The sequence below is a fragment of the Flavobacterium johnsoniae genome, assembly GCF_001879205.1.
Lineage (GTDB): Bacteria > Bacteroidota > Bacteroidia > Flavobacteriales > Flavobacteriaceae > Flavobacterium > Flavobacterium johnsoniae_A.
Genome location: NZ_MLFK01000009.1, coordinates 542,608 through 563,451, shown reverse-complemented (window position 1 = coordinate 563,451; position 20,844 = coordinate 542,608). Strand labels below are relative to the sequence as shown.

At 33.0% G+C, this 20,844-nt stretch carries 19 protein-coding genes; 6 read left to right on the top strand and 13 right to left on the bottom strand.

Annotated features, from left to right (window positions below; all coding sequences use genetic code 11):
- Positions 1 to 178 precede the first annotated feature (178 nt).
- On the bottom strand, positions 179 to 1,747 hold the full coding sequence (locus BKM63_RS18415) for a protein adenylyltransferase SelO (protein WP_071638018.1): 1,569 nt from the start codon (positions 1,745 to 1,747) through the stop codon (positions 179 to 181).
- 113 nt (positions 1,748 to 1,860) lie between these two features.
- A complete protein-coding gene (gene msrA / locus BKM63_RS18410) occupies positions 1,861 to 2,394 on the bottom strand; it encodes a peptide-methionine (S)-S-oxide reductase MsrA (RefSeq protein ID WP_071638017.1) in 534 nt (177 codons plus the stop codon).
- Positions 2,395 to 2,575: 181 nt separating this feature from the next.
- On the opposite strand from msrA, the gene BKM63_RS18405 reads away from it, so the two are divergent.
- On the top strand, positions 2,576 to 4,063 hold the full coding sequence (locus BKM63_RS18405) for an aminotransferase class V-fold PLP-dependent enzyme (protein WP_071638016.1): 1,488 nt from the start codon (positions 2,576 to 2,578) through the stop codon (positions 4,061 to 4,063).
- Between the two features lie 328 nt (positions 4,064 to 4,391).
- Here BKM63_RS18405 and BKM63_RS18400 read toward each other — a convergent pair whose 3' ends face one another.
- From BKM63_RS18400 to BKM63_RS18375, 6 genes are all read right to left on the bottom strand, one after another.
- Positions 4,392 to 6,134, bottom strand: coding sequence for an APC family permease (locus BKM63_RS18400; RefSeq protein ID WP_071638015.1), 1,743 nt, complete (start codon positions 6,132 to 6,134; stop codon positions 4,392 to 4,394).
- A gap of 129 nt (positions 6,135 to 6,263) precedes the next feature.
- Complete coding sequence (locus tag BKM63_RS18395; protein ID WP_071638014.1) at positions 6,264 to 6,734, bottom strand: nuclear transport factor 2 family protein; 471 nt, start codon at positions 6,732 to 6,734, stop codon at positions 6,264 to 6,266.
- Between the two features lie 54 nt (positions 6,735 to 6,788).
- Positions 6,789 to 7,313, bottom strand: coding sequence for a hypothetical protein (locus tag BKM63_RS18390; RefSeq protein WP_071638013.1), 525 nt, complete (start codon positions 7,311 to 7,313; stop codon positions 6,789 to 6,791).
- A gap of 11 nt (positions 7,314 to 7,324) precedes the next feature.
- Entirely contained in the window at positions 7,325 to 7,804 is a 480-nt protein-coding gene (locus BKM63_RS18385; protein WP_071638170.1) for a hypothetical protein, read from the bottom strand.
- A 6-nt stretch (positions 7,805 to 7,810) separates the two neighbouring features.
- Entirely contained in the window at positions 7,811 to 8,488 is a 678-nt protein-coding gene (locus BKM63_RS18380; RefSeq protein ID WP_071638012.1) for a peptidoglycan DD-metalloendopeptidase family protein, read from the bottom strand.
- A gap of 4 nt (positions 8,489 to 8,492) precedes the next feature.
- Positions 8,493 to 9,164 (bottom strand): spermidine synthase, encoded by a 672-nt coding sequence (locus BKM63_RS18375; protein WP_071638011.1) that lies wholly within the window; start codon positions 9,162 to 9,164, stop codon positions 8,493 to 8,495.
- 66 nt (positions 9,165 to 9,230) lie between these two features.
- Here BKM63_RS18375 and BKM63_RS18370 point away from each other — a divergent pair, with 66 nt between their 5' ends.
- Positions 9,231 to 9,782, top strand: coding sequence for a 1-acyl-sn-glycerol-3-phosphate acyltransferase (locus BKM63_RS18370; RefSeq protein WP_071638169.1), 552 nt, complete (start codon positions 9,231 to 9,233; stop codon positions 9,780 to 9,782).
- An 82-nt stretch (positions 9,783 to 9,864) separates the two neighbouring features.
- Here BKM63_RS18370 and BKM63_RS18365 read toward each other — a convergent pair whose 3' ends face one another.
- Complete coding sequence (locus BKM63_RS18365; RefSeq protein ID WP_071638010.1) at positions 9,865 to 10,317, bottom strand: helix-turn-helix domain-containing protein; 453 nt, start codon at positions 10,315 to 10,317, stop codon at positions 9,865 to 9,867.
- A 312-nt stretch (positions 10,318 to 10,629) separates the two neighbouring features.
- Here BKM63_RS18365 and BKM63_RS18360 point away from each other — a divergent pair, with 312 nt between their 5' ends.
- From BKM63_RS18360 to BKM63_RS18345, 4 genes are all read left to right on the top strand, one after another.
- Positions 10,630 to 11,784, top strand: coding sequence for a M14 family metallopeptidase (locus BKM63_RS18360; RefSeq protein WP_071638009.1), 1,155 nt, complete (start codon positions 10,630 to 10,632; stop codon positions 11,782 to 11,784).
- A gap of 77 nt (positions 11,785 to 11,861) precedes the next feature.
- Complete coding sequence (locus BKM63_RS18355; RefSeq protein WP_008468989.1) at positions 11,862 to 12,341, top strand: Lrp/AsnC family transcriptional regulator; 480 nt, start codon at positions 11,862 to 11,864, stop codon at positions 12,339 to 12,341.
- 92 nt (positions 12,342 to 12,433) lie between these two features.
- The gene (locus tag BKM63_RS18350; protein ID WP_071638008.1) at positions 12,434 to 15,019 is read left to right on the top strand and encodes a phosphoenolpyruvate carboxylase; all 2,586 of its coding nucleotides are present in this window, start codon (positions 12,434 to 12,436) and stop codon (positions 15,017 to 15,019) included.
- Between the two features lie 32 nt (positions 15,020 to 15,051).
- Complete coding sequence (locus BKM63_RS18345; protein ID WP_071638007.1) at positions 15,052 to 15,567, top strand: DinB family protein; 516 nt, start codon at positions 15,052 to 15,054, stop codon at positions 15,565 to 15,567.
- A 114-nt stretch (positions 15,568 to 15,681) separates the two neighbouring features.
- On the opposite strand, the gene recQ is transcribed toward BKM63_RS18345, so the two are convergent.
- The 4 genes from recQ to BKM63_RS18325 all read right to left on the bottom strand — a co-directional run bounded on the left by recQ (position 15,682) and on the right by BKM63_RS18325 (position 20,835).
- Positions 15,682 to 17,799, bottom strand: coding sequence for a DNA helicase RecQ (recQ, locus tag BKM63_RS18340; RefSeq protein WP_071638006.1), 2,118 nt, complete (start codon positions 17,797 to 17,799; stop codon positions 15,682 to 15,684).
- Between the two features lie 138 nt (positions 17,800 to 17,937).
- Entirely contained in the window at positions 17,938 to 18,345 is a 408-nt protein-coding gene (locus tag BKM63_RS18335; protein ID WP_071638005.1) for a DNA primase, read from the bottom strand.
- 9 nt (positions 18,346 to 18,354) lie between these two features.
- Complete coding sequence (locus BKM63_RS18330) at positions 18,355 to 19,323, bottom strand: deoxyhypusine synthase family protein (RefSeq protein ID WP_071638004.1); 969 nt, start codon at positions 19,321 to 19,323, stop codon at positions 18,355 to 18,357.
- 108 nt (positions 19,324 to 19,431) lie between these two features.
- Positions 19,432 to 20,835, bottom strand: a complete 1,404-nt coding sequence (locus tag BKM63_RS18325) for an arginine decarboxylase (RefSeq protein WP_071638003.1) — start codon at positions 20,833 to 20,835, stop codon at positions 19,432 to 19,434.
- Between the last annotated feature and the right edge of the window lie 9 nt (positions 20,836 to 20,844).

Sequence of the window (20,844 nt, the reverse complement as noted above, 5' to 3'; positions counted from 1 at the left end):
TTTTCTTGTTAAATTTAATAATTATTTAAACGATTGATAATCAGATTAAAACTCATATTGTTACTCCGAATTAAAGAAAACATAAACACATTTTAGAGTTAAAGCCAATAAAAAAGAGGAATCTCTTTTATTAGAAATTCCTCTTTTTTGTTGGTTTAGAATATTAAAATTTCGAAAACTATGAACTGCATGAAAGCATCGAGCAGCCTACTTTAGAGCGTGCCCAATCTGGTCGTTTATCAAACCATTTTTCGTATTCAGACTGCTCGTCGTAAGGTTTTTGCAGTACGGTATAAAATTCGTTTATTAACGAATAATCTTCTTTATCAGCAGCATCAATCGCTAATTGTGCCATATAATTTCGAAGTACATATTTAGGGTTGATCCTGTTCATTTTTTGAGAACGATCTTCATCTGACAATTCTTCTGCTTTTAATCTTTTGAGATAAACAGCAAACCATTTTTGCCAGGCCTCTAAAATTTCTCCCGAAACTTCTTCTGTTTTATAAAATGCAAATTGAATCTTCTCAATCGCTTTTTCAACAGAATCTGATTTTTTGACTGAGCTTAGATTTCTAAAAAAGATCGTCATATCGGTTTCTGTTAATTGTAGAACAGCTTCTAAATTGTCAATTAAATCATTGTCAGTTTCAGTTGAAGTAAATATTCCTAATTTACTTAAAAACATTTGTTTATAATCTACAATAAAATCGTCCATAAACGATTCTAAGATTTTTTCCAACTGTTCTGTTTCATTAATTAAAGGATAGATTGCATTAGCTAACTGATACAAATTCCAATGCGCAATTTGAGGCTGATTCCCAAATCGGTATCTTCTATTTTGACTATCTGTAGTGTTTGGAGTCCAGTTTGGATCGTAATTTTCCAGCCAGCCATAAGGCCCATAATCAATTGTAATTCCGTGAATAGACATATTGTCGGTATTCATTACGCCATGAACAAAACCCACGCGCTGCCAATGCAAAATCATTTCACGAGTAGTATCAGCGACTTTTTTAAAGAACTGCAAATATTGTTCTTTTGGTTCGCCTTTAATTTCCGGGAAATAATATTTAATGTTGTATTCTACAAACTGCTTCAAATTTTTAAGCTCGTTTCTGGCTGCCAGCATTTCAAAACTTCCAAAACGAATAAAGGATGGCGCTACACGGCAAACAATCGCACCTTTTTCATACGCTGGATTTCCATTGTATAAAACATCTCGCAAAATCTGGTGACCAGGAAGCATTAATGAAAGTGATCGGGTAGTGGGAACGCCAAGATGATACATCGCTTCGGCACAAAGATATTCCCTTATTGAAGAGCGCAAAACAGCTAAACCATCTGCTGTTCTGGAGTATGGCGTTTTTCCGGCACCTTTTAATTGAAGGGTAAAAAACTCGTTATTATTTTCTACTTCTGTTAAATTGATTGCACGACCGTCGCCCAATTGCCCTGCCCAATTTCCAAATTGATGTCCGGCATAACACATTGCGTAAGGCTGTGTTTTGGGAAGAATTTGTTTTCCTGAAAAAACATTCAAAAATTCCTCAGAAAGAATTTCATCTTTAGATATTCCTACCAATTCCGCGACTTCTTCAGAAGCATGAATTAGTTTTGGATTTGAAGGTTTTGTTGGATTTACATACGAAAACGCCGTGTTCTTAACTTGGCGAATTTCATTCGTTAAGTCAGGATCTGCTGGTAATTCGGCAGTAAATCGATTATTTATTTTTAAATTTTTCATTAGAGTTTTTTATTGGGCCACAGATTACACCGATTAAAGGGACTTCTTTTTTCTGATTTATTCAGATTTTAAAAAAAAATCATTAAAATCAATGCAATTAGCGGCAAAAAAAATTAGCCAATTAGTTTATCAGCATACATTTTTTTAAGTTTCTGAACTTTAGGGTCAATAACAACCTGGCAATATCCGGCTTCCTGATTGTTGTTGTAATAATTTTGATGATAATCTTCGGCTTCGTAAAATACTTCAAAAGGTTTTAACTGCGTCACAATTGGATCTGCATAAACAGGTTGTACTTCTGCAAAAACTTGTTCTGCTATTTCTTTTTGAGATTCATTGTGGTATAAAATGATAGAACGATACTGCGTACCGCTGTCGCCACCCTGACGATTTAAAGTTGTAGGATCGTGACTTGTCATAAATACGGTGATCAAGTCATGATATGAAATTATGTCAGGGTTAAACGTAACCTGAATAACTTCTGCATGTCCCGTTCGTCCCGTGCATACTTCACGATATGCCGGATTCTTTATAAAACCATCTGAATAGCCAGATTTTATTGTTTCAACACCTTTTAAACGCTGAATTACAGCTTCTACACACCAAAAACATCCACCACCAAAAGTAGCTGTTGATAAATTTTCCATAAATGTAATTGTTTAAAGTTTACATGCCCTATTAATCCGATAGAATATTATGATAATTTAATTAAAAAATACCTTTTTAACTAAAGATACCAAAAGTTTATTCAATGTTTGAAGTTTATTATTGATAAATTCTCAATTATATAAAAAAGCAATATATTTGCAGTCAAACACAGGCACACTAATGAATAGCAAAAATAGTACCATCAGTCTTGAAACTTATTTTCAGGATTTTAGAAAAAATATTGTTGGCATAGATCAGGAATTTACATCTGCTTTTGGCAAAAAAAATATTGTTTACACAGACTGGACTGCCAGCGGAAGGCTTTACAGACCAATTGAGGAGAAACTTTTGAATCAGTTTGGGCCTTTTGTTGCCAATACACACACCGAAACTACGGTGTCAGGTACTGCCATGACAAAAGCGTATCATCATGCCAGACATATCATTAAACGTCATACAAATGCAAATGAAGATGATGTTTTGATTACGGATGGAACAGGAATGACTGGCGTTATCAATAAATTTCAGCGTATTTTAGGACTGAAAATTCCTGAAAACCTTAAAAATTTCACCACTGTTCCTGCAGAAAAAAAGCCAATTGTTTTTATTTCTCACATGGAGCATCATTCGAACCAAACGTCTTGGCTAGAAACTATTGCCGATGTTGAAATTATTCCGTCTTGCGAGAAAGGTCTTTTTTGTCTGGATAATTTGGAATTATTATTACAAAAATACAGTGATAGAACTATAAAAATTGCATCAATTACTTCTTGTTCGAATGTTACGGGTATAAAAACACCTTTTCATGACGCTGCTAAATTAATGCACCAATACAATGGAGTTTGTTTTGTGGATTTTGCCTGTTCTGGTCCTTATGTAGAAATTGACATGCACCCAAAAGATACTGAAGCGTATCTGGATGCTATTTTCTTTTCACCGCATAAATTCCTTGGAGGTCCCGGAACTTCAGGAGTTTTAATTTTCAACAAGAAATTATATAATAATATGATTCCGGATTGCCCGGGAGGAGGAACAGTAAGCTGGACAAATCCTTGGGGTGAACACAAATATATTGACAATATCGAAGATCGCGAAGACGGAGGAACTCCGGGTTTTCTTCAGGTTATTAAAACGGCTTTGGCAATTGAGCTGAAAGAAGAAATGGGAATTGAAAACATTTTGCAGCGTGAGCATGAAATTGTTGATTATGTTTTTAGTCAGTTAGATCCCGTAGAAAATATTAAAATTTTAGCCGGACAGCATAAAAACCGTTTGGGTGTAATTTCGTTTTTTATTGAAGATTTGCATTTTAATTTAGGTGTAAAATTATTGAATGATAAATTCGGGATTCAGACTCGCGGCGGATGCAGCTGTGCCGGAACTTACGGACATTATTTATTGCACGTAGATCAGGAAACTTCTAATAAATTGGTTAACGAAATCACGATTGGCGATTTGATCAAAAAACCGGGATGGATCAGAATGTCTATTCATCCAACTACAACCGATGAAGAAATTGCTTTTGTCTGCGAAAGCATTAAAGACTTAGCTAAAAATCATAATAGCTGGGCTTTAGATTATTCTTATAATAAAGACACCAACGAATTTGTGCATAAAAATGCTACTTCATTTGAAGATGAATTAGTAGAAAGCTGGTTTAAATCTTAAATTTTTATTACTGGTTTGATCAGCCGCAAAGTGCGCGAAGTTTTATTCTATAAAAATATCAGAGATTACAAAGTTTAACAAACCCTACAGTCCCGAAGCTTTCGGACTGTAGGGTTTGTTTATTTTACGCATAAACCTTTGTCAAAGTTTTAAACTTTGACAAAGGGTCTTTGAAACAATCAATTCTGTTGTTTTTATGAAAATGATATTTCTGGTTTAGCCCCGATAGTAGTGGAAATCCTTTTGCAGTGGGGTTCACTGTAAAAGATTGAAACGGATAGCGGGACTTAATTTCTTAAAAAAACGGATGTTGGTGCTCCTGAAAAATTTACATAATCAAACGCACACCGCCAAGATCTGCCACTCTGTATGAAAATTTGTTTCCGGGTGAGCCAATAAACATAAAATTTTTTGGAATTTTCCATTTTTGGGATAATTCGTCTATAATTTCAGGGCCGAAAACTCCTTGAATTTCAAGATATTCAATGTCGATATTATCGTATGCGCGGTCCAGAACTTCAAGATCTTTTATTAAAGCTTCGTTCGTTTGCTCGTCCTTTTTTACATAAACAATTTTTAATTTTTTGGTCGTTTCGTTACCTTCCACATATTGCAGTACTTTGTTTAAAATAGCAATATTATCGCCTTTGGTAAAAAAGACAAATTCCTGAGAATTAATTTCGGTACTTAAATTTTGTAAATATCTATTGCTGAGAATTACCATTTTGCGGAGCGGCTGATAGAAATATTCTAAAATTTCAATTAATACCTTTATGAGTATAACGCGATTGAGCATGATTCCGATAAAAACAAGTGCCGGAATCATATATTGCAAAAAGGTATAAAAAGCATGAATATTTAATTTCATGTTTCCAATGAAAGCTGCAATGATAAAAGCAACGGCGGCAAAAACAGCCAGACCATGTGCACGCTCGGGTCTTGGTAATTTTCTTCGTTTAAATTTGAGCAGTAAATTTCCAATCCCAAATAAAGCCATTACAGCCAGAAACGAAAAAGTATATACTCCTGCCAAAGATTCTAAATGACCGTTTGTAGCAAACAGTACAGAAATGCAAAGAATTAGAAAACTTATTACGATTCTATAATGTGAACCTCTTTTGTTTTGTTTAAGGAAATAATTTGGCAGAATCCTGTCTAAAGTCATTCGGTTTAATAATCCTGAAACCCCAACAAATGAAGTCAATACGGCTCCGCATAAAACTAAAACAGCATCAATAGAAATAAGCCAAGCCAACCAGGAACCACCTGTAGTTGCTCCCAAGTGTGCCAAAAGGGATTCTTTGTTTTCGCCGACTTGTGTAAGCGGAATGACACTTATTAATAATATTGCAATAACAGGATTGAAAAAACTAACCAGTGCCCACATATTACGCAAGGTTTTTGGAAAAACACCCGGCTGTTGTTCTTCGACAAAATTGGCTGAACTCTCAAAACCTGAAATTCCAAGCATTGCTGCCGAGAAGCCCAGAAAAAGTGCTGTTTTGATATTTCCGTAAGCAATAGGAGTTTGCCAGTTGATATGAAAAACATCTAATCCGTTATTTAAAATAAACCACAGTGAAGCCAGAACCAGTAAACTTAAAGTTGCAATATGAGTTATGAATATAATTACGGCTACAAAAGCTGATTCGCCGATTCCAAGTATGGCCAGAAAAGTAAATAATATTAAAACTACAACGGTAGCAATAGTCACATTCAAACCTTCAAAAATTCCGTGCAGGTAATGCATTCCTTCTGATGCCGAAATAACAGCGGTTGCCATATATGACAAAACAGTTAAGGTGGCTGCCAGAGAAGCTAAACGCTTGGTAGAAGTATTTAATAATACATTGTAAGCACCTCCGTTTAACGGAATTGCACCCACAACTTCTCCGTAAATTTTTCTGAACAAGAATAAAACGACTGCAACAATTAAAAGAGAAATCCAGGCATACTGCCCGGCATATAAAATGGTAAGCGCAGAAACATAGAGACAAGAAGAGCTAATATCGTTGCCGCAGATTGCTGTTGCCTGTAATTGATTTAACTTTTTGTGTATTATTTCTTTCATGTTTTTTATTATTACAACACGATTAACTCAGCAGCAAGTAATTATAATCTTTACAGATGGCAGATATATAAATTGTAAACTAAAATATACTTTTAGTTAATGCGGTATTATATTTTGAAATTACGCAAATTATTTTGATTCCTGATATTTCTTAAGAGACAATAATGCCTGTTCCTGAATTTTTTTGTGGAAAAATCCTGTCCATCCTAATAAATATCCGGTTAGTCCAAACGCTTGTTTTGACCACTTCCAAACATCAAAATTATCTGTATGCTTAATGATTAACCCATCCTGGAAAACAAATTCGGCATAAATTCTATTAACTACTCTGCGGTTTGTTTTGCTGAAATTATAAGTTGCAACCCACTTTGCAGAACCTGTAGATTCATCTGCTTTTACATCAGAAAATTCAATTTTAATATTTCCTTTACTTTTAATAAGCAGCATTTCCCACATTTTAGAAACCTGTTCTTCTTTTAGTAAACCAAATGCCGGATCTACAAAATGAATCTTTGGATGATAACATTCAGCCATTGTTTTAGCATCAGAATTAGCAAAAGCAGTGTAGAACTTAGTGATTAAAACTTCGTTAGGAGTCATAAGAAAATTGAAATTAGAATATAAATATAAGGTTTATTTTATAAAAAGTTTTATTTATAAAACACTAATTTCTTTTGCGGTGTCGTAACTTTTCTTAGATTTATCGTAAGCCGTTGAAAAATAATTCTTTTTGTTATGTGCGGTAAAGTATCCTGTTTCATTTCCAAAAGTATTCGAGCCTCCGTTTATAATAAATCGAACCGCGTAAATATCATTTTTTTTCAGTTTGGCAAACTCAGCTGGAGTAAAATAATAATAAGCTGTTGTTTTTCCTTCAGCAGATTCTTTTACGTTTTTGTCAACGCAGGCAATAACATCTGCATTAGCCAAATCTACATAAAGGCCGCCGGCAATTCTGGCCTTGTCGTTTGAAGTTGCGATTGTGATTTTTAAAATGCCTCCTTTATCTGTTTTAGCAATCTGTATATCTGCTTCTCCTGTAAAGGCATATTTTTCGCAGATAAAAGTATAATGCTGTGTTGCCGGAAAGGGCTGAGAACCTTTTATACTCATTGTTTCCTGAGCATTAGCAAAGGTTGAAATAAACAGTAATAAAAGGAGAGGCAATTTTAATTTCATATAATTTTACTTTATTGTTCGGCTATTTTTGCATCAAACTTTTCATCCCAATCCATTGATTTAATGGCTGATATTAAATTATCTTCATTTACAAAAACGCGAAGTTCTTTGTTTGCCACTTTTTTACTGTATAGAGCATGATAGCGGTAAATCACTTCTTGTTTGGTTTTGTAAACGCCATCTAATTTTAAATCAATAAAACTTCCGTAGTATTGTCTAAATCTTGTACAGGTTTTAGTCAATCGCTCTTCTGTCGTGTTTTCTCTAACAGACTGAGTTACTTCGGTTTCATTAAAAGGTTTAAATTTTGATGTATTACAGGTTTCTAAAACTCTTTTACCTAATTCATAAGCCTTTCTTTGCTGTTCAGAACTAATATCGGCGCTAGAAACTTTCTTAATTTTTAAATCTTCAGTATCTCGGCTTACAGTTTTCGATTTACATCCAATCAATAATAACAACAAACATATAATCAATCCCGCTTTCTTCATAATCATTTAAGTTATTTTTAATAATAAGTTAGGGTTGGGACAATTTTCTATATAAAAATTCAAATCATTAGTGCTGCATACACCCGGATAATCGCCCCATTTGTCTTCGAGGTTTTTTATAATCTGAAAGTGAACATGTGGTGCATAATCACCGTTAACATTTGAATTTCCTAAGGCAGCAATTTGTTGTCCTTTCTTGAAAATTGTCCCAACAGTAAGGTTTTCTATACTTTCTAACGATAAATGTCCGTATAAAGTATAAAATATTTCATTTTCGGCTTCGTGTTCTAAAATTATAGTGGGGCCGTAATCGCCTAAACCTTCATTGTTTTTAAAACTGTGTACTTTTCCGTCGAGCGGCGCCAAAACCGGAGTTCCGGCTTTTGTCCAAAGATCTAGACCAATGTGAATGTTTCGTTCCGGAACAGCATCATTTTTAAAAATGGCACTCCTTTTATATATGGTACGGCCTTCAATATAACCGCCATAAGCAACTTCGGCATTATTATCTGTTAAATAACCAAAAATAAACCGTTCAAAATCGGCAGAAGTTTCCGGTTTACTTTCAACTAATTCTGTATTGGTTACAGATAAATCTAAAGGAATATATTTTGAGGAATCAATAGAGGCGTCGATAATTTTAGTAGGTGGTAAGGCTTTTAGAATAGATACAAGGGATTTCATAGATTTAAATTTTTAACTGCTTTTCGATTAGTATTAATTCATTATGAACTTCTATGCGGGGCAGCATTTTTGAAGTAAATAATTCCGGATTTATTTCAGATATGTATTTTCTGTTTCTAACATTATGCGCTTCATCTAAAATCATGGTATTAAATAAAATGAAGCCACGGTCTTTTAGAAGAAAACAAACTCGTTCGCTGAAAAACTTTTCAAACAAAAAGTTTGGCATATTGGTATCTTCAAAAATATCAATAATTATTAAATCATATCGATCTTTTGTTTTTAAAACAAATTCAAATGCATCATCTATAATAATTTCGAGCTGCTTGATCTCATTTAAATTAAAATATTGGTTCGCAATCTGAATCATGTCAAGATCAATTTCGACACCTGTTATTTTACCTTTATATTCTATTTCGTCAACAAGGGTTTTTATTACACTGCCGCCGGCAACTCCCAAAACCAGAACATGTTCCATATTCACGACTTTATCGTAGCCAATATTTCGAAGCCCGTACCTTAATATACGCTGCAAACTTCCGTAAGAGTAATTGGTGTTTTCAGAATCTAAAACCAATTCGCCATTTGCCCACGTAACTTCGATCACTTTACTTCTGGCCGATTTCTTTTTGAATATTTTAATTGGATAAAGATAACTGAACAGTTTTTGAATCATTTTGTAATGCTTTTACTCAAAAATACCATTTTAAATCTTTTATTTTGCAAGAAATATCAAATTTTAATGAAGAGACAACTATACAAATTCATCTTTTTTAAGCTAATGGGCTGGAAAATAGTGGGAATGGAAAATGCTGCAGTAAAAAAATGTATTTTAATGGTTATGCCGCATACAAGCAATCATGATTTTTATATTGGCCTTTTTACCCGAGGTATTTCAGGTTTGCAGATGAACTGGGTAGGAAAGAAAGAATTATTTAAATTTCCGTTTGGATATTATTTTAGAAATGTTGGCGGTGAACCTATCGATCGCACCGGCGGATTAAATAAGGTGGATTCCATCGCTGCGATTTTTGATCGTAAAGAAGTTTTTCGTCTGGCGGTTGCTCCTGAAGGAACCAGAAAAGGAGTAAAGGAAATTAAAACCGGTTTTTATTATATCGCACTTAAAGCGAATGTACCAATTGTTCCTGTAGCTTTTGACTGGGGCAAAAAAGAAGTAAGTTTTGGAAGACCATTTTTTCCGACAGGAAATTATGAAGCCGACTGGGAAATTTTAAAACAACATTATAAAGGTGTTTTAGGTAAAATTCCGGAAAACGGAATTCAAGTCTAAATTTTCGATCTTTTTTTGGATTCGTGAGAATCGCTTAAAGAAAAATAATTTTAAAAATTTTCAAATACGCGAAAATTTCGAATTAGGGTATATACACCTTAAAAGTTCCGTTTTTGTAAAAGAATACAATTTTCTCGATTTCGTCTTCTTCAAAACTCAAATTTGTTTTTTTGATTTCTTCCAAATTTTTGACTGGTGGTTTTTCTTCTTTATAATTTAATTGAGAAAATAAATCTCCACCGGAATAATTTTCATTTGATGGAATAGGAGAGTCCGAATTTTTAAGAATAGGAATAACTTCATCTTCTACATTAGGAAAATTTCCTTTTCCATTTAAAATCCAATATAGATCTATTTCCGGAAAAACATCTAAAATTTTCATTACAAAATCCAGACTTGGTTTGTTTCTTCCGGAGAGCAGGTGAGACATGCTTGATCGCTGCACACCAATTTTATCTGCAAAAGAAGAAGCATTCAAACCGTAATAATCGAGTATAATCTCTAAGCGTTTTACAAAATCATCTATGTTTACCATTGTAAATTATATTTTAAATCAGCCTTGTTTACAAATGTAACTAAAAAGAATTGATAATGCAATTTTACAGTTGTAAATCACTCAATTAAGACATATTAGGTGTAACTTTTACTTTATATAAAAATACTTAACTAATTGAAATAGAATAATTTATTATTTTACAATTAAAGTAATAACAATTGTTAATCCCATTTACTTTAAAACTTAGAAATAAAGCTTTAATCCTGTTTACATTTCTAAATTTCTCTTTATTTTCAATGTTTACAATTGTAAAAATAAAGATGTTTACTTTTGTAAACTAATCAAAACACAATGAATTTAGAAGAATTATTTGACCAATACAAAGAACAATCTATACAAGGACGCTACCTGACTTTAGATCATATTCAGCCTTTATTAGACAAGCTTAATACTAATAACCAAGTTAAGATTATCGGAACATCTGTTTTAGGAGAACCTATATATAGTTACCAAATTGGAACAGGAAAAACACGCATTTACTTATGGTCACAAATGCACGGAAATGAAAGTACAACTACTAAAGCACTTTTTGACTTTATTAATGTATTAAACAGTAAATCCGAATTTGCTGAAAAAATGCTGGCTGCCTTTACTTTTTATTGTATTCCTATCTTAAATCCGGATGGCGCAAGACTTTATACACGCGAAAATGCCAATAAAATCGACTTAAATCGTGATTCTCAAAACCTGACACAGCCGGAAAGTAATGTGTTAAGAGAAGTTTTTGAGTCTTTTAAACCTCATTATTGCTTTAATCTCCATGATCAGCGTACTATTTTTGGCGCAGGCGACACAGGAAAGCCTGCAACTGTTTCTTTTTTAGCACCTTCTTATAACGAAGAAAGAGAAGTAAACGAAAACAGACAAAAAGCAATCAATTTAATTGCCGGAATTAACGATGTGCTGCAAAAATACATTCCTGGTCAGGTAGGCAGATTTGATGATTCATTCAATATAAACTGTATAGGAGATACTTTTCAGTTTTTAGGCGTGCCTACTATATTATTTGAAGCCGGACATTTCCCTAATGACTACGAAAGAGAAATCACCAGAAAATACATATTTTTCTCACTAATTTCAAGCTTTGAGCTTATAAGCGAAAACGATTTAGTTGTCAATAGAAATTCCGATTATTTGAATATTTCACAAAATAAAGTCGTTTTTTATGATTTTATGTATAAAAATATCAAAATAAATTATGATGGTATCGAAATTATTACGAATTTTGTCGCTCAATACAAAGAAGAATTGATTGAAAATAAGATTCATTTTAATGCTTATATAGTAGAAGCAGGCGAATTGGAAAATTATTTTGGTCATTATGAATACGATGGAAAAGAAGCCGTTTATTCTGATGATTATTCTAATATTCCGAAAATGAACCAAAAAGCAGATTTTTATTTAAATAAAAATATCAAATTTGTTAACGGGTTGATAAAAAGTTAATTTTTATGTGAATTTGTTATTTTTTATATATATTTTTATACTTTGTAATAGCAATTAGTAATATTAATTAAAGAATTATGAGTAAATTTCGTTTAGATGAAGTAGATCACCAGATTTTAGATATGTTAATAGACAATACGAGAGTTCCGTTTACTGACATTGCAAAAAAACTATTGATTTCTGCTGGTACAGTACACGTTAGAGTAAAAAAGATGGAGGATGCCGGTATCATCATGGGGTCTTCATTAGCCTTAGATTACGATAAATTAGGTTATTCATTTATTGCTTATGTTGGGGTTTTCCTGAACAATACATCACAAACTAAATTTGTACTAGAGCGTATCAATCAAATTCCATTCGTAACAGTAGCTTCTGTAACGACAGGAAAATTTAATATCTTTTGTAAAATTAGAGCAAAAGATACTAAGCATGCAAAAGAAGTTATTTTCATGATTGATGATATCGATGGTGTTTACAGAACTGAAACTATGATTTCATTAGAGGAAAGTATTAATGATAAGAAGCGTTTGATGCATACTATTTTCAAAAATATGTAAGAATTCCTCTTGAATGCTATATTAAAATATAACCTCAAGTTTATTCTTGGGGTTTTTTTATGACTAATTAACCAACCAACTATAACACAATTATGTACACGTTGCCTAAAATAGAGCGTTTTAACAAAGACGTTCTCTCTAAATACCACATTTACAATAGTGTTTTCATAACATTACCATTTGACTCTATAGATAATACAGGGGTTTTACTTCCATTATTTACAGAAACTTGCGAAACGGGCTTTAAAAAACAGGAAACTCCAAAAGAAATTTTTGATTTCTTTTCTAATAAATTCCTAAACAATGCATCAGAAACAGAGAAAATCGATCTTATGTTTCGATTTATTCAATATATAGAGCGTCAAATTGTATTATTTGATGCCATTGAAGACGCAGCTTTTCCTGAAGTTAACAATATGGAAGGGCGCGGTTCTTTGCGCGATATCAAAGAGAAATCCGATGCTAAAGAGAAAGATGACGAATTAATTGAATTTTTAGAAAGCTTTAATGTTCGTACTGTTTTAACAGCACACCCAACACAATTTTATCCAGGTCCGGTTTTAGGAATTATAAACGATTTGACAGAAGCGATTCGTCAAAATGATTTATTACAAATTAAACAATTACTGGCGCAGCTGGGGAAAACTCCGTTTATACAAAACGAAAAACCAAATCCTTACGACGAAGCCGTTAGTTTGATTTGGTACCTTGAAAATGTTTTTTACGCTACAGCGGGAGAAATTGTACATTATCTTCAGAAAAATATTTTGGAAGGAAGTGCCATTCAAAACCAATTAATCAAGCTTGGATTCTGGCCGGGAGGCGACCGTGACGGGAATCCGTTTGTTACTACAGAAATTACTCTTAAGGTTGCAGATCGTTTGCGTACTTCAATTTTGAAATGTTACTACGTTGAAATGAGAAATCTAAAACGTAAGTTAACATTCTCAGGCGTAGATACTTTAGTCGCTGAACTTGAACATAAACTTTACCGTTCTGTGTTTTATTCTAAAGGTGAAATTTTCATTACTTTAGAAGAATTATTAACGCAGTTAGACAAAATTAGAACGATAATTATTGAGAAGCATCAGTCTTTATATCTGGATGAATTAGAAGCATTTTTAGTAAAAATCAACTTATTTGGTTTCCATTTTGCAACTTTAGATATTCGTCAAAACAGCAAGATTCATAATGTCGTTTTCAAAGATGTTGTAAATTATTACCTGAATTCAGGTTCTGATATATTCCCAAAAAACTATTACGAATTGACAGAAGATCAAAAAATTGATGTTTTATCAAAAGTAAAAGGCAATTTAAATCCGGCTGATTTTGAAGACGAAATCACAAGATCTACTTTAGAATCCGTTCAGGCAATTAAAACTATTCAGGAAAATAACGGAGAAGAAGGAGCAAATCGTTACATAATCAGTAATAACGAAAGTGCGTTAAACGTTATGGAGACTTTTGCCATGATTCGTTTGAATAATTGGGAAGATCCTACAGTTGATATTATTCCGCTTTTTGAATCTGTTGATGATTTACAAAACGCTCACGCTATTATGGAGCAATTGTATACTAATCCTGAATATTCTAAACATTTGCAAGCTAGAGGAAATAAGCAGACTATTATGCTTGGATTCTCTGACGGAACAAAAGATGGAGGGTATTTAATGGCTAACTGGAGTATTTATCAGGCTAAAATTTCGTTAACGGAAATTTCCAGAAAATACGGAATTAAAGCTATTTTCTTTGATGGAAGAGGCGGACCTCCAGCTCGCGGTGGTGGAAAAACACATAAATTCTATGCATCGCTAGGACCAAAAATCGAAAATAACGAAATTCAAATTACCGTTCAGGGACAAACTATTAGTTCTAATTTTGGAACTCTAGATTCTTGTCGTTATAATATTGAGAATTTATTAAGTGCCGGTGTTACTAATCAGGTTTTCAGCAAAGGAAAAAACGAGTTGAGCAGCGAAGAAACACAAATTTTAACTCAATTAGCGGAATTAGGATATGACAAATATCTAAGTTTTAAAAATCATCCTAAATTCATTCCTTACTTAGAGAAGATGAGTACGCTGAAATATTATTCTAAAACAAATATAGGAAGCCGTCCTTCAAAAAGAAGCAAATCAGAGTCATTGGATTTTGCAGATTTAAGAGCTATCCCGTTTGTGGGATCATGGAGTCAGCTGAAACAAAATGTGCCTGGATTCTTTGGAGTAGGAAGCGCTTTAAAATATTTCGAAGAAAATGGTCAGTGGGACAAAGTACAAGATTTATATCATAATTCTTTATTCTTTAAAACATTATTAGAAAATAGTATGATGTCGTTGGCGAAATCATTTTTGCCATTAACAGCTTACATGAGAAAAGACCCTGAGTTTGGTGAATTTTGGCAGATTATCTACGATGAATTCTCTGAAACAAAACGTCTTTTATTAAAAATTGCAGGTCATAAAACCTTGATGGAAAATTATCCTGATGGTATAGCTTCAATTCAGGTAAGAGAGCGTATTGTATTGCCTTTGTTAACGATACAGCAATATGCTTTATTAAAAATTAACGAACTGAATAAAGAGAACACGCCAAATGAAGAACTAATTAAGGTTTATGAAAAAATCGTAACCAGATCTCTTTTTGGAAATACAAATGCAAGTAGAAATTCAGCTTAAAACTGATTTTAAAACTTTAAATTTAATTTAAAATGCACGCAAACCAGTTATTAGAAAATGAATATTCAGGTCATTTTGGAACTTATATCAAACAAGCCGGAGACGGAAAATTAATTGAAGAGCTGGAAATCTCTCTTCATGAGTTTATCCGGTTTGTTCAAAACATTCCAATGGATAAATTTGATTATAGTTATGCCGAAGGCAAGTGGACGATTAAAGATATTATACAGCATATAATGGATTCTGAGCGAATTTTTGTTTATCGTGCCTTACGATTTTCAAGAAACGATCAAACACCTTTGCCAAGTTTTGAAGAAAATGATTATGCAGATAATACAAATTCGAATAGCAGAAGTATTCAGGATTTATTAACTGAGTTTTCAGCACTAAGACACTCAAGTTTATTGTTTTACAAAAGTTTATCTGAAGAACAACTTAAAAGAATAGGCACAGCTTCACGAAATCAAATTTCGGTTCGTGCTTTGGGCTTTGTTTTAATTGGGCATCAAAAACATCATCAAAAAGTTTTTGAGGAGAGATATTTGTAAAACTTAAAAGTTATAAAAAAAATCCTGTGAAGCTCTCACAGGATTTTTTTGTTTAAAATGTTTATCATGTCGATCCCGAAGATTCGGGATTGAAATGATAAAAAAAGTAATGATTTATAAAACAGATTTGTTATATTTTCTTTCAATAGATGCTAAGCCAAAACGAATTTTGTCGTACGACATTTTCTCTTCGAAATATTCGTAATATGGGCGTAATGCCTCTGGTCTCGCTAATTCTATTTGAGCTTTTTCAATTTTTGCGATTTCATCTTCAGACACAAACTGGCTTAGATCTATATCGTGACCATCAACATATAATTTAGCCAAATGAGAAATGATAGTAGTTTCTCCCAAATTTCGTTTTCCGGCAATTTCTTCAACAGAAAATCCGTTTTGAAATAATTCTAAAGTCTTCTTATAAGTGTTTTCTTTTTTTTCTTTCTTTACAGATTTATTTCTATGAAATTCAATAATAGCATTGATAAAATCTTGTCCGTATTTTTCTAATTTTGCTTTTCCAACACCTTCTACAGCAAGGAAATCTTCATCTGTCATTGGTCTTAAAATTTCCATCTGCCTTAATGAAGCGTCGCTGAAAATCACATAAGCCGGAACTTCTTCTTCCTGAGCAATTTCGTAGCGTAATTTACGAAGTGTTTCAAACAGAGAATTTTTAGCTGCTTTGGCTTTTTCTTGTTTAATTTCGTTTTTATCAATTACTTTTTTGACAACGGTAGTTAGTTTAACCTTTTCTCCTTCAAAAAGTACTTTTTTAGCAAAAGGAGTTAGTAAAATTTTATTATGCTGATGAAAAGCAATTTCACAATATCCCAAATTAATCAGCTGAATGAGATATTGATTCCAATCGTACCAGGAAATGTCAGCGCCAATTCCGTACGTTTTTAGCGTTTGATAATTTTTTTCGTAGATATACGCGTTTTTCGAGCCTCTTAAAAAATCAACAATTACAGCTAAAGGCTCAGATTCTTGTAATCTCTTAATAGCCGACAACGCTTTTTGCGCGAGAATCGTGCCATCGAAAAATGTTGGCGGTTTTTTGCAAATATCGCAGTTTCCGCAATTCTCATCTACAAGTTCACCAAAATAGGAAAGTAAAATTTTTCGTCTGCAGCTCAATGCATCGGCATATTGCTTCATGCGTTCTAATTTTGCCAGCTGAACATCAGCATTCAATCCGTCAGAAGCAAATTTTTGAAGCTGAATCACATCCGCATAACTTTCAAATAAAATGGTTTCGGCCGGCAGCCCGTCTCGTCCTGCACGCCCAATTTCCTGATAATAGCCTTCAATATTTTTTGGCAGATTATAGTGAATTACCCAACGAACATTCGATTTGTCAATTCCCATCCCGAAAGCAATCGTAGCGCAAACCACCTGACAATCATCATTTATAAATTGATCCTGAGTTTTTGCGCGTGTAGTATTGTCTAAACCGGCATGATAGGCTTTTGCCAAAATACCGCTTTTTGATAATTTTTCAGCAAGTTCTTCGGTTGTTTTACGACTCAGGCAATAAATAATACCGGATTCGTTTGGTTTATTTTCAATGAAATCAATAATTTGTTTTACACGATCTAATGCCGGTCTTACTTCTAAGCTTAAATTTTTACGGTCAAAAGAAGCTACAAAGGTTTTAGGATTCTTTAAATTTAATTGTTTCGTAATATCTGTACGGGTTGCTTTATCTGCAGTTGCGGTCAAAGCCAGAACGGGAGTAGAAGGGAAGCGGTTTTTTAAATATCCCAAATTTGTATAAGCAGGTCTAAAATCATGTCCCCAGGAAGAAATACAATGTGCTTCATCAATCGCAATTAAACTGATTGTCAATTCACTAAAAATATTATCCAGATAAGACAAACTTTCGGGAGCAATATAAACGAGTTTGAATTTATTCGATTTTAAATTATCAATATAGAACTGTTGTTCTTCAGATGATTGACTGCTATTGATATAACAAGCCGAAATTCCGTTTGTTTTCAAACTGTCAACCTGGTCTTTCATCAAGGCTATTAAAGGTGAAATGACAATCGTTATTCCGGGTAATATTAATGCCGGCAACTGAAAACAGATTGATTTTCCACCACCTGTGGGCATAATAGCAAGAGTATCCTGACCAGATAAAATAGTAGTAATAATCGTTTCCTGATTGGGTCTGAATTTTTCAAATCCGAAATTTTCTTTCAGTTTGGCGTGTAATAATTCTGAATTCATACGGCGAATAGCTTATGCTGTTTAAATAATTTACAAAGCTTTAAATATAGTAATTTTCCTATGATTTATTATATGATGTGAGTAATAAAAAAAGGAACTCAAATAGAGTTCCTTTGTCTTTATTTTAAAAGAAATGATTTAATCTTCGTCATCTTCATCTTCGTCATCGTCAGCTATGTCGTCTGGATCTCTTTCGTCATCGTCATCATCTCCGCCATCAACATCTGGTTTATCCAGGTTATCATCTTCATCGTCATCATCTGCATCATCATCAAGATCAAGACCTTTAACTGGTTCGATTGTATCTACATCAAGATCGATATCGTCATCTTCATCATAATTTTCGATTCTGTCAGCCAGTTTAGTACTGATTTTTACTAAATAAATAGTGTCTTCAGTACGAACTTCAACAGCTTCTACTAATTCGTTTTTAGCGTTTCTAAAACGGATAACATCCGAATCATCATAACCATCAGGAAATTTTTCAACCAAAAGGTTTAAAATTTCATTTGTCAGTTTGGCGTAGTCTACTATAACTCTTTTCATAAAAATATCCTATAAATCTAATAAATATGCAAAAATTAACGGTGCAACGATTGTAGCATCCGACTCTATAATAAATTTAGGGGTTTTGATATCTAATTTACCCCACGTGATTTTCTCATTTGGAACTGCTCCTGAATAAGAACCGTAACTAGTAGTTGAATCTGAAATTTGGCAGAAATAGCTCCAAAAAGGAACGTCATGCATTTCCATATCCTGGTATAACATTGGCACAACGCAGATTGGGAAATCTCCGGCAATACCACCACCAATTTGGAAGAATCCAATACCATTTTGGCTGTTTTTTGAATACCAGTCAGCAAGGAAAGTCATGTATTCGATACCTGATTTCATTGTTGAAGCTTTCAATTCACCTTTAATTACATAAGAAGCAAAAATATTACCCATTGTGCTGTCTTCCCATCCCGGAACAATAATTGGCAGGTTTTTCTCAGCAGCAGCATACATCCAGCTGTCTTTTAAGTCAATTTCATAATATTCTTCCAAAACACCTGATAAAAGCATTTTGTACATGAATTCATGCGGGAAATAACGCTCTCCTTTATCATCGGCATCTTTCCAGATTTTATAGATGTGTTTTTGCAAACGTCTAAAAGCCTCATGTTCTGGGATACAAGTATCAGTAACACGGTTTAATCCTCTTTCAAGTAAAGCCCATTCGTCTTCTGGTGTCAAATCACGGTAGTTAGGAACTCTTTCGTAGTGAGAGTGAGCTACTAAATTCATGATGTCTTCTTCTAGATTGGCTCCAGTACATGAAATAATTTGTACTTTATCTTGTCTAATTATTTCAGCGAAAATTTTACCTATTTCAGCTGTACTCATAGCTCCAGCCATACTTACTAACATTTTAGCACCGTTTGCTAATTGTTGCTCATATTCTTTGGCTGCATCTACTAATGAAGCAGAATTAAAGTGCAAATAATGTTTTTCAATAAACTGACTGATTGGTCCTTTCATTTTGTTTTTGTTTTTTTGTTTTTTTTGAATTAAAAGTTTTTAACCTTTTTACTATATATGCAAATTAATAAATTTCTAGATATTAACTTTTAATTTGCAGTTCTTTTTTTACAATTTTTTCTTGTATCCTAAAATCTTTAAAACATCGTCAGAAGTCTGTTGTTCTGAGAAAACTTCTGTTGCCAGAATACCATTTTCGTCGCGATCTATTAAAATATGTTTAGGCTGCGGAATCAGGCAGTGGTGTAAACCTCCGTATCCTCCAATAGTTTCCTGATATGCACCAGTATTAAAGAAACCAATATAAAGCGGTTTTTCTTTGTTGTATTTAGGAAGATAAATCGCGTTCATATTTTGTTCTGAATTGTAATAATCATCACTATCACAAGTTAAACCTCCCAATAAAACCCGTTCGTAAGTATCATTCCAGCGATTAATTGCCAGCATAATAAAACGTTTGTTAATAGCCCATGTATCTGGCAGTGTAGTAATGAAAGAAGAATCAATCATGTTCCATTTCTCTCTGTCATTTTGCTGCTTTTGATACAAAATCTGATAGATTGCACCGCCGCTTTCACCTACTGTAAATGAACCAAATTCAGTAAAAATATTCGGGACATCAACTTCAGCTTCATCACAAGCTATTTTAATCTGATTGATAATTTCGTCAATCATATATTGATAATCATATTCAAAAGCAAGCGAGTTCTTAATTGGGAAACCACCGCCAATGTTCAAACCATCTAGAGTAGGGCATTCCTTTTTAAGAGCAATATATACTTTAATACATTTTACAAGCTCATTCCAGTAATATGATGTATCGTTGATTCCGGTATTGATAAAGAAGTGAAGCATTTTAAGCTCTAATTTATCATTCTCCTGAATTTGTTTTTTATAAAACGAAACGATGTTTTTATAACCAATTCCTAATCTTGACGTATAAAACTCAAATTTAGGTTCTTCTTCAGCTGCAATACGAATTCCAATTTTGAATTTTCCTTTGATTTCTCCCTGAAGCAAATCAAGTTCTTCATAATTATCAATAATCGGAATAGTATTTTTATGTCCATTATTGATTAATCTCGCAATATTGCTGATGTATTCATCTCTTTTGAAACCATTACATATTACGTACGTACTTTTGTTGATTTTACCATTTTCCAATAAGTTTTCAACAATATTGACATCAAACGCAGATGATGTTTCAATATGAATGTTATTTTTAAAAGCTTCATTCATAATATATTCAAAATGAGAGCTTTTTGTACAATAACAATAGTAATATTTTGCTTCGTACTTATTCTTTTCCATTGATTTTCTGAACCAGGCTTTAGCCTTATTAATGTTTTCAGAAATTTGAGGCAGATATGTAAATTTTAATGGCGTACCATATTGTTCAACCAATTTCATTAAATCAATGTTATGAAACTGAAGGTTGTCTTTATTTAGTTTGAACTCCTCTTGTGGAAAGTAATATGTTTGATTAATTAGGTCAGAATATTTTGTATTCATTTATATGTC

What these genes read in the sequence shown, in the direction of transcription:
- BKM63_RS18355 (WP_008468989.1), top strand. Translation starts at nt 11,862, where the DNA reads ATGAGTAAATTTCGTTTAGATGAAGTAGATCACCAGATTTTAGATATG.
- BKM63_RS18350 (WP_071638008.1), top strand. Translation starts at nt 12,434, where the DNA reads ATGTACACGTTGCCTAAAATAGAGCGTTTTAACAAAGACGTTCTCTCT.
- BKM63_RS18335 (WP_071638005.1), bottom strand. Translation starts at nt 18,345, where the DNA reads ATGAAAAGAGTTATAGTAGACTACGCCAAACTGACAAATGAAATTTTA.
- BKM63_RS18385 (WP_071638170.1), bottom strand. Translation starts at nt 7,804, where the DNA reads ATGAAGAAAGCGGGATTGATTATATGTTTGTTGTTATTATTGATTGGA.
- msrA (WP_071638017.1), bottom strand. Translation starts at nt 2,394, where the DNA reads ATGGAAAATTTATCAACAGCTACTTTTGGTGGTGGATGTTTTTGGTGT.
- BKM63_RS18375 (WP_071638011.1), bottom strand. Translation starts at nt 9,164, where the DNA reads ATGATTCAAAAACTGTTCAGTTATCTTTATCCAATTAAAATATTCAAA.
- BKM63_RS18415 (WP_071638018.1), bottom strand. Translation starts at nt 1,747, where the DNA reads ATGAAAAATTTAAAAATAAATAATCGATTTACTGCCGAATTACCAGCA.
- BKM63_RS18400 (WP_071638015.1), bottom strand. Translation starts at nt 6,134, where the DNA reads ATGAAAGAAATAATACACAAAAAGTTAAATCAATTACAGGCAACAGCA.
- BKM63_RS18395 (WP_071638014.1), bottom strand. Translation starts at nt 6,734, where the DNA reads ATGACTCCTAACGAAGTTTTAATCACTAAGTTCTACACTGCTTTTGCT.
- BKM63_RS18330 (WP_071638004.1), bottom strand. Translation starts at nt 19,323, where the DNA reads ATGAAAGGACCAATCAGTCAGTTTATTGAAAAACATTATTTGCACTTT.
- BKM63_RS18345 (WP_071638007.1), top strand. Translation starts at nt 15,052, where the DNA reads ATGCACGCAAACCAGTTATTAGAAAATGAATATTCAGGTCATTTTGGA.
- recQ (WP_071638006.1), bottom strand. Translation starts at nt 17,799, where the DNA reads ATGAATTCAGAATTATTACACGCCAAACTGAAAGAAAATTTCGGATTT.
- BKM63_RS18390 (WP_071638013.1), bottom strand. Translation starts at nt 7,313, where the DNA reads ATGAAATTAAAATTGCCTCTCCTTTTATTACTGTTTATTTCAACCTTT.
- BKM63_RS18370 (WP_071638169.1), top strand. Translation starts at nt 9,231, where the DNA reads ATGAAGAGACAACTATACAAATTCATCTTTTTTAAGCTAATGGGCTGG.
- BKM63_RS18405 (WP_071638016.1), top strand. Translation starts at nt 2,576, where the DNA reads ATGAATAGCAAAAATAGTACCATCAGTCTTGAAACTTATTTTCAGGAT.
- BKM63_RS18325 (WP_071638003.1), bottom strand. Translation starts at nt 20,835, where the DNA reads ATGAATACAAAATATTCTGACCTAATTAATCAAACATATTACTTTCCA.
- BKM63_RS18380 (WP_071638012.1), bottom strand. Translation starts at nt 8,488, where the DNA reads ATGAAATCCCTTGTATCTATTCTAAAAGCCTTACCACCTACTAAAATT.
- BKM63_RS18360 (WP_071638009.1), top strand. Translation starts at nt 10,630, where the DNA reads ATGAATTTAGAAGAATTATTTGACCAATACAAAGAACAATCTATACAA.
- BKM63_RS18365 (WP_071638010.1), bottom strand. Translation starts at nt 10,317, where the DNA reads ATGGTAAACATAGATGATTTTGTAAAACGCTTAGAGATTATACTCGAT.